Raw genomic sequence first — 15,062 nt, 5'->3', positions numbered from 1 at the left:
GCCACCCTTGACGCCGAGCACAAGACCCTTTAGGTTCGGCGATTGAACGTAATCAATGGCGCTGCGCGAGCAAGGAGTACGGGTGCACACCTCCGCTGGAACCTTGGCGGATGCTGCCGCGGCCGTATTGCGCGACAACGACCGGGGCGACCACACGGTGGCTGCGCCGCAGCTCTATCCGCACCAGTGGTCGTGGGACAGCGCCTTCGTTGCCGTTGGCTGGGCATCTCTTTCGATCGATCGGGCGCTGCTCGAGCTGCGCAGCCTGCTGGCCGGCCAGTGGCAGACCGGGATGCTGCCGCAGATCGTCTTCTCGTCGGCGCCCGGCTATTTCCCCGGTCCGGATCGCTGGCGGACCGAGGTTGCACCGACCGCCCCGGTCGGCGTGTCGACCTCTGGAATATGTCAACCGCCTGTACATGGGCTGGCGGTTCATCTGATCGGCGCTGCCGCCCACCGGCGCGGCGGGGCCGACGCCGAGGCGTTCGACGCCTTCCTGGCCGAGACGTTCGACGCCTGGCTCGGCTGGCACCGCTGGCTGGCGAACGTCCGCGGCACCCATCCCACCGGTCTGGTCGAGATCCACCACGGCTGGGAGTCGGGGATGGACAACTCACCGCGCTGGGACGGGCCCTACTCCCGGATCGAGGTCGGCGACCTGCAGCCGTACCGGCGGCAGGACCTGCTGCACGTCGCCGACCCGGCGGAGCGTCCCTCGGATGCCGACTACGACCGCTACGTGTGGCTGGTCGATCAACTGGTGGCCGTCCGTTACGACGACGTGGCCGCGCGGGAGAGCATTGATTTCCGGGTCGGGGACACGTTTTTCACCGCGCTGCACTCGCTGTCGGCCCGGCTGCTCGCCCGGCTGGGTGAGCGGCTCGGGCGGACCGCCGATGCCGCCGAGCTCGATGCGATGGCGGACGCGGCCAGGTCGGCCGTGCAGTCCAGCGTCGATCCGGCGACCGGGCTGGCCCGTGATCACGACCATCGAGCCGACGAGTGGCTGTCCACCTCGACCATCGGCGGCTTCGCCCCGCTGATCTGCGGAACCAGCCAGGACGGCTACGACGCGCTGGTCGCCGAACTGCTCGGCCCGCGCTGGTGCGGCCACCCGTCGCTGCATCTGCCGCAGCCGCCGACCACCTCCCCCGACAGCCCGGCGTTCGTGGCAGCGAGCTATTGGCGTGGGCCGGTCTGGCCGGTGGTGAGCTGGTTGGTGACCTGGTGTCTGGATCACCACGGCCGGACCGAGGCCGCCGCCGCCCTGCGCAGCGCCGGCCTCGCCCAGCTCGGCGACCGGACCTTCGGCGAGTACTACCACCCGCTGTCCGGCCGTTCGCTGGGCAGCTCCCGGCAGTCATGGACCGCCGCCGCTGCCCTCGCCTGGACTGCCGCGGAGCAGGCGGCCGAGGACGCCGCCGGCGCCGCCACCGCCGAACGAAACCCGGTGGGAGACCGGGGATGACGACACCCGACACCGCCGGCACGCCGCCCCGCAACTGGGTGGGACGGTCCCGACCTGCCGTCGAGGGCGCCGAGATCGTCACCGGCGAACTGGTGTACGTCACCGACCGGCGGGTGCCCGGCATGCTGCACGCAGTGGTGGTCCGCAGCACCGTCCCGCACGCCGAGATCCGGCGGCTGGACACCAGCGCTGCTACCGCCCTGCCCGGCGTGGTGGCCGTGCTCACCGCTGCGGATGTGCCGGTCAACGCGCTCGGCCCGCGCGAGGTCGACGGACCGGTGCTCTGCAAGACCGTGGTGCGGCAGGTCGGCGACGCGATCGCGCTGGTCGCCGCCGAGGACGCGGCGACCGCCGCCGCGGCGGCCGCCATGGTGACGGTGGACCTGGAGCCGCTGCCGGTGGTCGACGGACCGGACGCCGCGCTGGATCCGGCCAGCCCCCAGCTGCACTCCGTCGGCAACATCGCCGGCCGGATCGCCTTTGCCAGCGGCGATGTCGAGGCAGCACTTGCCGGCGCCGATCTGGTGCTGCGCCGGACCGTTCACACGCCCGCCCAGGAACACCTGGCGCTGGAAACCCCGGGCGGGATGGCGATCTGGGCGGACGGGAAGGTCACCATCTGGTGCGGGTCGCAGAATCCCGGCCTGCACCAGCGCAAGGTCGCCAGGGCACTGGACATCGAGACGTCCGCGGTCCGGATGATCGCCGGCCCGGTCGGTGGTGCGTTCGGTGCCCGCAACGACGATCCGGTGCCGGTGCACCTGGCCGTGCTGGCCCACGCCACCGGGCGGCCGGTACACCTGCACCTGACCCGCGAGGAGGTGATGACCGCCGGCACCAAACGCCACCCGTTCACCACCTCGATCGACATCGGCTTCGACCGGTCCGGACAGATCGTCGCCTCCCAGGTGATCGCCGTCGCCGACACCGGACCGGTGATCACCTCAGGGCCGAACGTGCTCAAGACGTCGGCAGAGATGTCCACCGGCCCGTATCGCTTCCCGATGGCGTCGTTCTCCGGAACGGTGGTGTACAGCAACAACTCCAACAACGGCGCCTTCCGCGGCTACGGCGTTCCGCAGGTGGCCTTCGCCGTCGAGAATGCCCTCACCGAGGCCGCCGCCGAGCTCGGCATCGACCCGGTGGAGATCCGGCTGCGCAACGTGTTGCGCGGCGGCGACCCACACAGCCTCTACCGGCATCGCACCACCGACAGCCTGCAGGTCGAGACCACGCTGCGCACCGCGGCGGCCCACCCGCTGTGGACCGACCGGCAGGGTTGGCAGGCAGCCGGCGACGGGCTCTGGCGGCGCGGCACCGGCCTGGCCTGCGCGATGAAGGGTGTCGGCATGGGCTCCGGCACCGGCGATGTCGCCCGGGCCCGGTTGGAGATCGATGCCACCGGAGCGGTGACCATCTGGGCCGGACCCAATCACACCGGCCAGTCGATCCAGACCACCTACGAACAGATCGCCGCGGACGCTCTCGGACTGCCGATCGACGCCATCGAGGTGCGGGTCGGCGACACCGATTTCGTCCCCGAGTCGGGACCCACTGCGGCGTCCCGCTCCACCTACGCCGGCGGCGGCGCGGTGACCCGGGCCTGCGCCGAACTGCGGGAAACCTGTGCCCGGCTGGGCCTTCCGCTGGCCACCGACCCGGCCGGCACCGGCGAGAAGCTGGTGGAGCTGGGCAGCGCCGCGGTCGAGGCCGAGTTCTTCCTGCCGTCCACCGAGGACATCGGGCTGATTCCCGCCGACCAACTGGCGACCTACGGGCCGCACCGGGTCTACGGCGCCTGCACCCAGGTGGTCAGGGTCGAGGTGAACATCCGCACCGGTGAGCTGCGGGTGCCCGACCTGCTCTCCGTCGTGGACTGCGGCACCGCCATCAACCCGGCGGCCACCATCGGGCAGGCCGAAGGTGGTGCGCTGCAAGGCCTCGGCCTGGCGGTGATGGAGGAGCACCGACTGGTCGACGGGGTCCCGGTGACTACCAACCTGGAGAATTACCTGGCGCCGACCATTGCCGACGCCCCCCACATGCAGACCGTGCTGATCTCCGGTCACGAGGACACGGGCCCGTACGGCGCCAAGGGCATGTCGGAGGTGGTCGTGGTGCCGGCTCCCCCGGCACTGGCAGCCGCCGTCCTCGACGCCGTCGGGGTGCTGCCCGACCGACTTCCGGTGACCCCGGAACGGATGCTCACCTGGCTCGAGGAGCAGCCATGCGGGTGAACGGCCGGCCGGTGCCCTTCGATCCCCGCGACCCGCAGCTCGCCGCTACCCGGTTGCTCGATGTCCTGCGGGACCGGCTCGGGCTGACGGGCAGCAAGGAGGGCTGCGGGGTCGGCGAATGCGGCGCCTGCGCCGTGCTCATCGACGGCCGGTCCGCCTGCTCCTGTCTGGTGCTGACCGGGCAGGTCGCCGGGAACGAGATCACCACCGTCGAGGGGCTCGCCGACCGGGGTCACGGCGATCTGCAGGCTGCATTCGTTCGTCACCATGCCGTGCAATGCGGTTACTGCATTCCCGGCGTGCTGACCTCCTGCGCCGCCCTGCTCGAGCGGAATGCGACGCCGCAGCGGGACGACGTCACCACTGCTCTTGGCGGGAACCTCTGCCGCTGCACCGGCTATCAGCGATTCACCGACGCCGTCTGCGACGTCGCGGCTGCGCGCAGGGGCGCCGCGCCGGCTGACGACGGCGACGGCGACGGCGACGGGCCCGTCGGTGCCGTCGGCTCTGCCAACTCCGACGGCCAGCGGGCAGGTGGATCATGACCGCGCCGATCACCTCGATGCACATCGCTCGGACCGCCGACGACGCCGACCGACTGCTGTCCACCGGCACGGAAGCAGTCCCGCTGGCCGGCGGCACAGATCTGTTGGTTCAGCGCAGATCCGGCCGGTCTGTCCCGGCCGTCGTCGACCTGTCGGGGCTCGACGGGGATCCGGTGACGCGCCTGGAGAACGGCGCGCTGCGACTGGCCGCGACCGCATCACTGACCGACATCGCTGCCGGACTGGACGGGCGATTCCCCGCGCTCCTGGATGCCATCGCGGTGTTCGCCGCCGAGACCATCCGGAACCGGGCAACGCTCGGCGGCAACCTGGCGACCGGGTCGCCGGCGGCGGACACGGTGCCAGCCCTGCTGGCCGCCGACGCCGTCGTCGAGCTGCGCGGCCGGGACCGGCGCCGCCAGGTAACGATGGTCGATTTCCTTCTCGGCCCGCGCCGGGTGGATCTGCGGGCGGGCGAATGGATCGAATCCCTGTGGCTGCCGGCGCCGCCGGGGGCCGGTGGGATGCGCAAGGTCGCCGGTCGCCGGGCGCAGGCGATCTCGCTGGTCAGCCTGGCCTGGCAGTGGGAACTCGATCCACACGGTCGGCGCACCGCGGTCCGGCTGGCGATGGGCGCGGTCGCCCCCACCGTGGTCCGGCTGCGTCGGGCCGAGGCCGTCCTCGAGGGTGCACCGAGCACCCCGGAGGTTGCAGCGCAGGCAGCTGCGGCGGTCTCCGCGGATATCCGGCCGATCGACGACCTGCGGGCCGGGGCGGACTACCGCCGTCGCTGCGCGGCCGGTCTGCTGCGCGAAGTACTCGGCGACGTTCCGCCGTCAACACCATCAACACCATCAGCACAGATCAGGAGCACCCACCGATGAGACTCGGAGTGACCGTCCGGCCGACCCAGTCGATCGTCGACGCGGCCGAGACCGCCCGGCTCATCGAGGATCTCGGCTACCAGAGCGCCTGGATCGCCGACCACTACTTCCACCGGGAGGCCGCGGCCGCGCTGGCCTTGATGATGACGGCCACCAACGGCCTCACCCTCGGCACCGCGGTGATGTCGCCACTGCTGCGTCATCCCACGCTGTTGGCCAGCCTGGCCGCCACCCTTCGGGAGATCGGACCGGATCGGTTCATCCTCGGGCTGGGCGTCGGCGGGTACGAGTTCGCCAGCGAGCTGGGGATCGCGTCGCCGCGGCCGCTGCGGATCACCGAGGAGGCCACCGCGATCGTCCGCGAGCTGACCGCCGGCCGGGCCGAGGTCAGCGGTGACACGTTCAGCGCCAAGGGCTCGCAACTGCGTTGGGCGGCCGCTGACGGCCCGGTGTACCTGGCGGCGCGCGGCCCGAAGATGTTGCAACTCGCCGGCCGGATCGCCGATGGCGTCATCACCCACGGCATCTCGGCGGCGCACATCGACTTCGTCCGCGACCGGGTCGCAGCCGGCGCCGCCCAGGCCGCCGCCGGGATTGCCGACGGCACCAGCGATCCCGGCTCGAGCGGCCGATCGATCTCGCTCGCGCTGATGCTGGACGTCGAGGTCGACGGCGACGAGACCCGGGCCTGGGCCGGACTGCGGCCGCGCTGCCTGACGATGGCGGCCGGCGCCTACGCCGACGAGCTGATCCCCGTGTACGGACTCGATCCGGAGCAGGTCGGCCTTGCCCGAACGGCGCTGCGGTCCGGCGACCGCGCCGCAGCCGCCGCCCTGGTCACCGACGACATGGCCAAGGCGTTCGGGCTGGCCGGCTCGGCCGGCCGGATCGCCGATGGGCTGGCCGAACTCGAGCAACGCGGCGTCGACGAAGTGATCATCAGCGTCGGCGGCAGCGACGCCGCCGGCTACCGCACCCAACTGACTGACCTGGCAAAGGAAATCGTCCGATGAGCACCCTGCCCGATACCGTCCTGATTCTCGGCTCCGGTGCCGGGGCGCTGTCCTGCGCGAACGAGTTCGCCCAGGCCGGGATCGATGTGGTGGTCTCGGACCTGCCGCAGTTCCCGGCCAATGTCGATGCCATCGCCGAGTCGGGCGTGGTCCGGCTCAAGTCGCCGTGGCAGGGCATCACCGAATCTCCCGCCAGGGCGGACCGGGATCCGGCGGCGGCGATCAGGCGCTCAGCGATCATCGTGGTGTGCGTGCCGGCCTTCGGGCACGACACCTTCGCCGCGCTACTGGCCGAGCATGCGCAGGACGGCACTCAGGTGATCTTCGCCGGCGAGGGCGGCGGCTGCCTGGCGCTGGGCGCCGCACTGGCCGGCAGCGGGCGCGAGGTCGACCTGGCGATGGCCGAACTGAACAGCCTGCCGTACGGAACCCGGGTCCGCGCACCTGGTCTGGTGACGGCGTCCCGCAAGTCGGGCGGCACCCTGGTCGCCGGCATCCCGAGCGTGGACAACCCCGCTGTCGAGACCGCGCTGCGGCTGTGGCCGACCGTGTCGCCGGTGCAGAACGTGCTGGAAACCATCCTGCTCAACTTCAACGCCATCGACCACGTGCCGCCGATCCTGTGCAACCTGGGCGCGATCGATGCCGGACCGGGCAAGTTCCTGTTGTGGGGCAGCGGAGCCAGCCCTGCGGTGTGCCGGATCATCGGCGGCATCGACAGCGAGTTGGTCGATATCCGCCGCAGCCTGGGCTTCACCGAGCTGCGCGGCTACGAGGAGTTCCTGGTCGCGCAGGGATTCGCGCCGAAGGTGCTGGGCGACCTGCACGCCACCCTGCAGTCGTCCACTTTCGCCGACTCCACCTTCGGCACCGGCCCGCACGCCCTGGAAAGCCGGTACGTGACAGAGGATGTGCCGTTCGCACTGTGCCTGATGTCGTCCATCGGCCAGGAGATCGGCGTGCCAACCCCGACCATTGACGCCGTCATCCAGCTCGCCTCGGTGGCCACCGGTACCGATTTCCGCGCCGAGGGCCGCTCGCTGGCCACCTTCGGGCTGGCCGGCCGCGGCCGGGACGGGCTGTTGGCGGCGACCGACGACGGCTGGTGGAACTCCCGATGACCTCCGCTCCCGCAGCGGTGCTGGGCGAGGACCAGCGGTCGATCACCGTTCCCGGTCTGATCAACATGCACGATCACCTGCGCTCGTTCCTGGCGCCGAGCCGGGCCTCCGACAGCGCCCCGTTGGCCGAGGTGGTCGCGATGGCCGGTGCGGCTCAGTCGGTAGCCGAACCCGAGGACTACCAGGCCCTCACCGCGCTGGCCGCCGCCCGCCAGGTACTGGCCGGCACCACGACGGTGGTCGACCATCTCTATCCGCTGCGGCCGGAGTTGTTGGACGCCACACTGGCCGGCTATCGCCAGGTGGGACTGCGCGGCATCGTCGCGCTGGGCATCATGACCCGCGGGCTGCCGCAGCTGTGCAGTTCGGTGGACCAGATCGCCGAACTGGCGGAATCCGCGCTGCCGCGACTCGGTCCCGGCCGGATGTTCCTGGCGCCGGTGTCGCTGCGGCAGAACATCCCCGACGACTACGGTCGAGCGGCCGTGGCGGCGGCCGAGCTCGGCATCGGGCTCTACACCCACATCGCCGAGAACCACGCCGAGGTCCGCCAGTCGGTGGACGAGCACGGCCGCCGACCGGTGGAACTGCTGGCGGACCAGGGATTCCTCGGCCCCCGCACCGTCCTGGTCCACGCGATCTGCCTGACCGACAGCGAGATCCGGCTGCTCGCCGAGTCCGGGACGACGGTGGTCTACTGCCCCAGCAACCACGCGAAGCTGGCCAAGCCGGTCGCCAGGGTGGTGGACCTGCAGGCCGCCGGGGTCCGCGTCACCCTCGGGGTGGACGGCATGGAGAGCCTGCTGCACGAGATGCGGCAGGCGATCGCGGTCCAGGGCCAGGCGGCCGGTCGCCCCGGGGTGTTGCCGACGGCCGCCGCTCTGCGGATGGCCTCCCAGGACGGCCGTGATGCCTTGCTGGCCAACGGCATCGCAGCTGACTTCGCCGACCACGACGCGGTGACGATCGATCTCTGGTCGTCATCCACCCAGCCGCTCGCCGATCCCGAGTGGGCGCTGGTGCACCGGGCAGGACCGAAGGATGTTCGGGACGTCACGATCGACGGTCGGCGGGTCGTTCGTGACGGTCGGCTGGTATCAGCCGAGGAGCAGGACCTCGTGCGCGCCGCGCGCGAGTCGACCAGCCGGATCGCCCAGCGGGCCGGCAACTGACACACGGATGGGTCCGCAGCGCTGCGGACCCGAAACGAAGGAGAAACGCATGGCACCCACGTACCGGGAGTCACTCCGGTTGGACCGCCGCCGGTTCCTCGGCCTGGCCGGTGGCTCCGCAGCCGCGCTCGCTCTCGCGGCCTGCGGCACCAGCGCCGTCACCGACACCCCGGCCGCCGGCGGCACTGCTGCCGCCTCTGGTGGCGGCGGTGGCGGCGGCTCACTGACCATCTGGGCGAACGCCGCGCTGACCGCCGACAAGACAACGGGCCTGTCCAAGGCGGCAGCAGACTACGGCTCGGCCAACGGCATCACCGTTGACGTCCAAGGGATTCCGACCACCGATCTGACCGCCAAACTGACCACCACCATCGGTGGCGGCGCCGGTCCGGATCTGGCCATCGTCGATTCGTCGTCCGTCCCGCAGCTCGCGGCCGGCCAGATCCTGGCGGACCTGACCAGCAGGGCCGGCTCGATCAAGGACCAGTTCGTTGCCGACGTCTGGAAGTCGTCCTCGTTCCAGGACAAGCAGTTCGGCGTGCCGTACTACGCCAACGACGTCGTGCTGTACGTGAACAAGGACCTGCTGGGCAAGGCCGGCGTCGAGGCTCCGAAGACGTGGGACGAACTGCAGGCGGCGGCCGTCGAGCTGACCGGCGGCGGCAGCTACGGCTACATGATGGGCGCCAACGGCTACGGCTCGTTCCTGTTCTGGCCATGGCTGTGGCAAAACGGCGGCACCATCGTCGGCGACGACGGGATCACCCCGACATTCGCCGACGACGCCGGCCAGGAGGCATTCCAGTTCTACGCAGACCTGGCGATCAAGCACAAGGTCGCGCCGCCGGAGTTCGTCGCCGTCACCAGTTCCTGGGACCAGTACGTCGCCCCGTTCGTGCAGGGCAAGGTCGCGATGATGGCCACCGGCCCGTGGGGCGCCCCGTCGATCACCAAGGGCAACCCGGACCTGAACTGGGAGGTCGCACCGCTGCCGAAGGGCAAGCAGGCCGCCACCATCCTCGGTGGGGCGACCATCGGCGTCTCGGCGAAGACCGCGCAGACGGACGCGGCATGGAAGTTCGTCGAGTGGATCACCAGCGCCGATCAGGTGGGTGCGATCCAGGCGACGAACAACATTCCCGGCCGCACGGACGTGCTCGATTCGGCCTGGGCCGAAGAGGATCCGATCCGCAAGGTGTTCGTCCAGCAACTGCCCGACGCGAAGGCCCGGCCCACCCTGCCGACCTGGGGCAGTGTCGAATGGGGCGTGATGGCCGACGCCTGGGACTCGGTGATCCAGGGGAAGAAGGACCCGGCGACGGCGCTCACCGATGCTGCCGCCGCCTCCGTCGACAAGCTCAAGGGCTGACGACCCAGTAGTGCGACGGGCCCCGCCGGACGATCCGGCGGGGCAACAGATCACCAGGGCACGACACCGTGCCGAGTTGTGGCAGAGGAGCCGAAGATGAGCATCCTGCAGGCACCGCCTGCGGCGCGGACACCCGGTGCGGGCACCAGGGTTCGGCGGCGCAGGCGCCGGTGGGAACCCGTCCTGTACATCGCCCCGGCATTCGTGGTGATGGCGCTCATCATCGGCTACCCGGTGATTTCGGCGATCGGCACCAGCTTCCTGCACTCCTCGCTGGCCGCGCCGGGCAAGGACAGCTTCGCCGGGTTCTCCAACTACGTCGACCTGATCGGCTCCGAGGAGTTTCTCGGGGTACTCGGTCGCACCGCTGTCTGGGCGATCGCTTCGCTGGTCACTCAGGTCGGTCTGGCGCTGTTCGTGGCGAACATCCTGAACAAGAAGCTCTTCGCCCGCGGATTCGTCCGGACCAGCATCATCGTGCCGTGGGTGGTGCCCAGCGTGATCGTGGCGCTGATCTGGCGGTTCCTGCTCGACCCGGCGCAGGGTCCGATCAATGCCCTGCTGCGCAACAGCGGCCTGCTGGAGGCCCCGCCGGCCTGGTTGGCCTCGACCGCCACCGCGCTGCCCACCCTGATCGTGATCGGGGCCTGGAAGTGGACCCCGTTCGCCGCAGTCATTCTGCTGGCCGGCATGCAGCAGATCCCGCACGAGCAGTACGAGGCCGCCACCGTCGATGGCGCCTCCGCCTTCCGACGCTGGTTCCACATCACGCTGCCCGGCATCCGAACCTCGCTGGCCCTGGTCTGCCTGACCACGATCTCCGGCTCGATCAACAACTTCAACGGGATCTGGTTGTTCACCCGCGGCGGACCGGTCGGCAGCACCGACATTCTCACCACCCTCGCGTACCGCACCGCCTTCCAGGACCTCGACCTCGGGATGGCCGCAACCGCATCGGTGGTGATCTTCGTCCTGATGCTGATCATCGCCGTGGTGTACTTCTTCGTCGTCGAGGGCCGGAGCAAGGGGAGGCGGTCGTGACGACCGACCGCACTCACAGCAGCGTCTGGAGTCACCTCGGCGCGGCCGTTCTGGTGCTGGTGGCACTGGTCCCGTTCGGGTGGATGTTCGTGTCCTCGTTCAAGTCCCCGGCCGAACTCAACGGGGTCGACCAGCGGCTGCTGCCCAGCCACCTCTACTTCGGTAACTACACCGCACTGCTGGACACCAACTTCTTCCGATACTTCCTCAACTCGGCGATGGTTGCCGTCGGCACCACGCTGATCGCCCTGTTCCTGGCCATCCTGGCCGGATACGGCCTGGCCAGGTTCACCTTCGTCGGCAACCGCGGCATGCTGCTGATCGTGGTGGCCGCCCAGATGTTCCCGGCCGTGATGCTGGTGATCCCGCTGTACACGACGGTGAAGTCGCTGAACCTGCTCAACTCCCTGGTGGGGCTGACCGTGGTGTACGTGTCGTTCGCACTGCCGTTCTGCATCTGGCTGCTGCGCAACTACTTCCTGGCCGTCCCGGTGGAGATCGAGGAGGCAGCGATGATCGACGGCTGCTCGCGGTTCCGGGCGCTCTGGAAGGTGGTGCTGCCGCCGGCCATGCCCGGCGTGATGGCCGCCGCGGTCTTCGTCGTCATCCAGGTGTGGGAGGAGTTCCTGTACGCCAACACCTTCATCGACACGGACAAGAAGTGGACATTATCGGTGGGGCTGAACTCGCTGATCGGCGAGTACACCACCGACTGGGGCCGGCTACTGGCCGCCGGGGTCGTGGTGATGATCCCGGTGCTCATCGTCTTCGCCTACCTGCAGCGATACGTCACCGCCATCGCCGGCGGCGGGGTGAAGGGATGACGGCACCGGCGGCCGGCGAACTGGTGCTGCGCAATGCCCGGCTGCTCGACGGCTCCCGTGCGGACGTGCTGATCACCGGGGGCCTGGTTGCGGCGGTCGGCCCCGGGCTGGCGGTGGCCGCCGCCACGCCCTGCGTCGACCTGTCCGGCGACCTGCTCCTCGGTGCCTTCGTGGAGCCACACCTGCACCTGGACAAGGTGTTCACCGCGGACCGGGGCTGGTCGGACGGCTCCCTGCGCGGCGCGATGACCAGCTACCAGCGGCTGCTCGCCGCGCCGACTCCGGACGTGATCGGCCGGGCCCGTCACGGGGTTGCCGCCCTGGTCCGCAACGGCGTGACGACCGCCCGGGTGCACATCGGCTGCGGCCGGCTGGCCGGCACCAGGTTCGTCGAGGCGATCGCGACGGTCCGCGAGCAGGCGGCCGCGCTGATCGATCTGCAGATCGTCGCGCACCTCGGTGGCCCGGCAGCGGATCAGCACTGGCACAGCCACACCCGGTTGCTGCGCGACGCACTGGACGCCGGCGCCGACGTGGTCGGCGGCAACCCGTCACTGGAGGCCGAACCGGAGGCGGCGCTGGACGCGCTGCTCGACGTCGCGGTCGACCGGGGCGTGCCGATCGACCTGCACCTGGACGAGACCATGGATCCGTCGGTGTTCCTGCTGCGCCGGCTGGCCGAACAGGCACCCGACTCGATCCCGGTCACCGCCAGCCACTGCGTCTCGCTGGGCCAACATCCGGGGTCGGTGGTGGACGAAGTGGCCGAACTGCTGGCACGCAAGAGCATCCGCGTGGTGACGCTGCCGGCCACGAACCTGTATTTGCAGCGCGCCGGTTCCCGGACCGGCGGACTGCCGCCGCTGGATCGCTTGCTGGCCGCCGGCGTCGAGGTGGCCGCCGGCGGCGACAACGTGCAGGATCCGTTCAATCCCACCGGCCGGCTCGACCCGCTGGACACCGCCGGCCTGCTGACGCTGGCCGCGGGCCTGGACGCAGCGCAGGCGATACGGCTCGTCACGGACGCCGGCCGACGGGTGATGGACCGGCCGTCCGCCGGCCCGGTCGCCGGGTCGGTCGCCGACCTGGTCGCGCTGCGCACGCCGGAGGCGGGCAGCCCGCTCGCCGCGGCCGGCGCGGGCCGCCGGGTCTGGCGACGCGGCCGACTGGTCGCCGAGACCCGCTGCACCGTCACCGGTCCGGTGGCAGCCTGGTCCGCACAGACCCGTCAGCAACGATCCGAGGAGGCACGTCGACCGTGATCACCGCCGTCGAATGCGTCGAGTACACCGGGGTCCGGTCGGCTCCCGGCGGCGTCTTCGCCGACCGGCTGCGCCGGCCGGCCGACATCTATCCGGACCGACGCGCCCTCGGGCCGGAGGTGTTCCCGCCGGCGGACCGACCGGACGAGGTGGTCGTGACCTCCATCGCGCTGCACATCCGGACCGACGACGGGCTGATCGGCACCACGATGCAGATCTCCGCCGAGTCGGCCTTTCTGATCAACTCGATGTTGCGGCCGCTGCTGATCGGCGCCGATCCGATGGCGTCGGAGTACCTGTGGGATCTGGCCTATCGTTCCTCCATCCATGGCCGGCGCGGTGCCGGAATGGTTGCGCTGTCTGCGGTCGACTGCGCGTTGTGGGATCTGCGGGGTCAGCTGCTGGGCCAGCCGGTCCACCGGTTGCTGGGCGGCCCGACCCGCGACCGTATCCCGGCCTACGCGTCCACGCTCGGCGACAGCCTGGAGCCATCGGCCGTCCGCGAGCGGAGCCGGGAGCTGGTGGCCGCGGGCTTCTCCGGAGTGAAGTGGTTTCCGCGCTGGGGACCGGAGGACGGACGGGCCGGCGTCGACCGGGTGGTCGAACTGGTGGCCGCCGCCCGGGAGGGTGCCGGCCCGCAGGCGGAGATCATGCTGGATGCCTGGTGTTCCTGGGATGTCGAGTTCACCGTCCGGGTCGCCCGCGAGTGTCAGGGCCTGCGCCTCGGCTGGATCGAGGAGCCGCTGCTGGCCGACAACATCGACGGCTACCGGACGCTGCGCCACCGGTTGCCGTCCGAGGTGCAGATCGCCGGCGGCGAACACGAATACACCCGGTGGGGCTACCAGGAGTTGCTGCGGAGCGCGGTGCTGGATGTGCATCAGCCCGACCCGCACTGGGCCGGTGGGATCTCGGAGACCTGGAAGATCCTGGCGCTGATCGCCGCGGCCGGCGGCACCGCCGTCTTCCACGGGCAATCGATGCAGTGCAACAGCGCTTTGTCGTTCGCCAGCTCGCCGGCGTTGGTCCAGCAGCAGGAGTACCTGGTGCGGCTGATGCCGCTGTATCAACACTTCCTGGCCGAGCCGGTGGTGCCGGTCGACGGTTACCTCCGGGCTCCCACCCGCCCGGGGCTCGGGATGGCGCTGGACGAGTCGGCGGTGCGATCGCGACGGATCCTGTGAGTCACGGCGGGGTGCTGGTCTGCCTGTCCGACTATCCCGATGAGCTGGTGCGCCAGTGGGTTCCCGGTGCGGTCGAGGTGGTGGTGGCCGAACGTGAGCTCCCCGTCACCGCGGCGTATTCGGCGCTGCGTCGGGCGGACGTGGTGATCGCCGACGCGGCCCGCCGGCTGGTGTTGGATGCGCCGGCGATCGGCCAGCTGGACCGGTGTCGACTGGTGGTGGTGCCGGCGGTCGGGATCGAGGTGTCGCTGGACGTGACCGCCGCGGGCGAACGCGGCCTGCGGATCGTCAACGCCGCCGGTTACAACGCCGACGCCGTCGCCGATTGGACCGTGGCGGCGATCATCGACGCGCTCCGCCGACCCCGGGATCTGCGGGAAACCGGTTGGGTGGCACAGCCTCTCGGGCGAGAACTGGGATCCGTCACTGTCGGGCTGGTCGGCCACGGCGCGATCGGCCGGGCGGTGGAGCGCCGGCTCAACGGGTTCGGGACCACCGTGCTGCACACCACTTCCCGGCCACCCGCCGACGGCACCGACCCGGGCTGGGTCAGTCTTCCCGAGCTGTTCGCAGCCAGCGATGTGGTGAGCCTGCACGCGCCGCTGACCCCCGCCACCGCGGGAATGGTTGACGCGCCGCTGCTGGCCAGCATGCCGGCCGACAGCATCCTCATCAATACCGCGCGAGGCGCCTTGGTGGTCGAGCCGGATCTGGTTGCGGCGCTGCGAATCGGGCGCCCGGCCACCGCCGTGCTGGACGTCTTCGCCGAGGAGCCGCTCCCGGCCGATCATCCCCTGCGGGAACTCGACTCCGTCCGGCTCACCCCGCATGTCGCCGCCGGCACGTGGCAAGCACGAGAGCGGGTTCGCGGCATCGTCGCCGGGCACCTGCGGGTCGCCTTCGGCATCCCCCCGACCGACTAAGATCTGGGCGCTCCACGAT

At 70.7% G+C, this 15,062-nt stretch carries 13 protein-coding genes; all 13 read left to right on the top strand.

The annotated features are described in order from the left end of the window. Positions 1 to 82: 82 nt before the first annotated feature. Entirely contained in the window at positions 83 to 1,468 is a 1,386-nt protein-coding gene (gene ggh, locus K340_RS35780; RefSeq protein WP_029136529.1) for a glucosylglycerate hydrolase, read from the top strand. Continuing rightward, entirely contained in the window at positions 1,465 to 3,705 is a 2,241-nt protein-coding gene (locus K340_RS0109340) for a xanthine dehydrogenase family protein molybdopterin-binding subunit (RefSeq protein ID WP_029136528.1), read from the top strand. The genes ggh and K340_RS0109340 overlap by 4 nt, the downstream gene beginning before the upstream one ends. Continuing rightward, a complete protein-coding gene (locus K340_RS28675; protein ID WP_084614206.1) occupies positions 3,696 to 4,250 on the top strand; it encodes a (2Fe-2S)-binding protein in 555 nt (184 codons plus the stop codon). The genes K340_RS0109340 and K340_RS28675 overlap by 10 nt, the downstream gene beginning before the upstream one ends. Further along, the gene (locus tag K340_RS28670; RefSeq protein WP_051265600.1) at positions 4,247 to 5,134 is read left to right on the top strand and encodes an FAD binding domain-containing protein; all 888 of its coding nucleotides are present in this window, start codon (positions 4,247 to 4,249) and stop codon (positions 5,132 to 5,134) included. The genes K340_RS28675 and K340_RS28670 overlap by 4 nt, the downstream gene beginning before the upstream one ends. Then, positions 5,131 to 6,147, top strand: coding sequence for an LLM class flavin-dependent oxidoreductase (locus tag K340_RS0109325; RefSeq protein WP_084614205.1), 1,017 nt, complete (start codon positions 5,131 to 5,133; stop codon positions 6,145 to 6,147). Before K340_RS28670 ends, K340_RS0109325 begins: the two co-directional genes overlap by 4 nt. Beyond that, positions 6,144 to 7,268, top strand: a complete 1,125-nt coding sequence (locus K340_RS0109320; protein ID WP_029136526.1) for an NAD/NADP octopine/nopaline dehydrogenase family protein — start codon at positions 6,144 to 6,146, stop codon at positions 7,266 to 7,268. Before K340_RS0109325 ends, K340_RS0109320 begins: the two co-directional genes overlap by 4 nt. Next, a complete protein-coding gene (locus K340_RS34070) occupies positions 7,265 to 8,440 on the top strand; it encodes an amidohydrolase family protein (protein ID WP_051265598.1) in 1,176 nt (391 codons plus the stop codon). Before K340_RS0109320 ends, K340_RS34070 begins: the two co-directional genes overlap by 4 nt. Positions 8,441 to 8,489: 49 nt before the next feature. After that, the gene (locus K340_RS0109310) at positions 8,490 to 9,809 is read left to right on the top strand and encodes a sugar ABC transporter substrate-binding protein (RefSeq protein ID WP_029136525.1); all 1,320 of its coding nucleotides are present in this window, start codon (positions 8,490 to 8,492) and stop codon (positions 9,807 to 9,809) included. Positions 9,810 to 9,905: 96 nt separating this feature from the next. Next, positions 9,906 to 10,850: a carbohydrate ABC transporter permease gene (locus K340_RS0109305; protein WP_029136524.1), complete on the top strand. Its 945-nt coding sequence runs from the start codon at positions 9,906 to 9,908 to the stop codon at positions 10,848 to 10,850. Further along, the gene (locus tag K340_RS0109300; RefSeq protein ID WP_029136523.1) at positions 10,847 to 11,674 is read left to right on the top strand and encodes a carbohydrate ABC transporter permease; all 828 of its coding nucleotides are present in this window, start codon (positions 10,847 to 10,849) and stop codon (positions 11,672 to 11,674) included. Before K340_RS0109305 ends, K340_RS0109300 begins: the two co-directional genes overlap by 4 nt. Continuing rightward, a complete protein-coding gene (locus K340_RS28660) occupies positions 11,671 to 12,936 on the top strand; it encodes an amidohydrolase family protein (protein ID WP_051265596.1) in 1,266 nt (421 codons plus the stop codon). The genes K340_RS0109300 and K340_RS28660 overlap by 4 nt, the downstream gene beginning before the upstream one ends. Then, on the top strand, positions 12,933 to 14,120 hold the full coding sequence (locus K340_RS28655) for an enolase C-terminal domain-like protein (protein WP_051265594.1): 1,188 nt from the start codon (positions 12,933 to 12,935) through the stop codon (positions 14,118 to 14,120). The genes K340_RS28660 and K340_RS28655 overlap by 4 nt, the downstream gene beginning before the upstream one ends. Next, positions 14,117 to 15,043: an NAD(P)-dependent oxidoreductase gene (locus tag K340_RS28650; protein ID WP_051265593.1), complete on the top strand. Its 927-nt coding sequence runs from the start codon at positions 14,117 to 14,119 to the stop codon at positions 15,041 to 15,043. Before K340_RS28655 ends, K340_RS28650 begins: the two co-directional genes overlap by 4 nt. Positions 15,044 to 15,062: the final 19 nt, after the last annotated feature.

The sequence above is a fragment of the Nakamurella lactea DSM 19367 genome (genome assembly GCF_000426645.1).
Lineage (GTDB): Bacteria > Actinomycetota > Actinomycetes > Mycobacteriales > Nakamurellaceae > Nakamurella > Nakamurella lactea.
The sequence above is the reverse complement of the archived record's forward strand: the minus strand, read 5'-3'. Positions and strand labels throughout refer to the sequence as shown.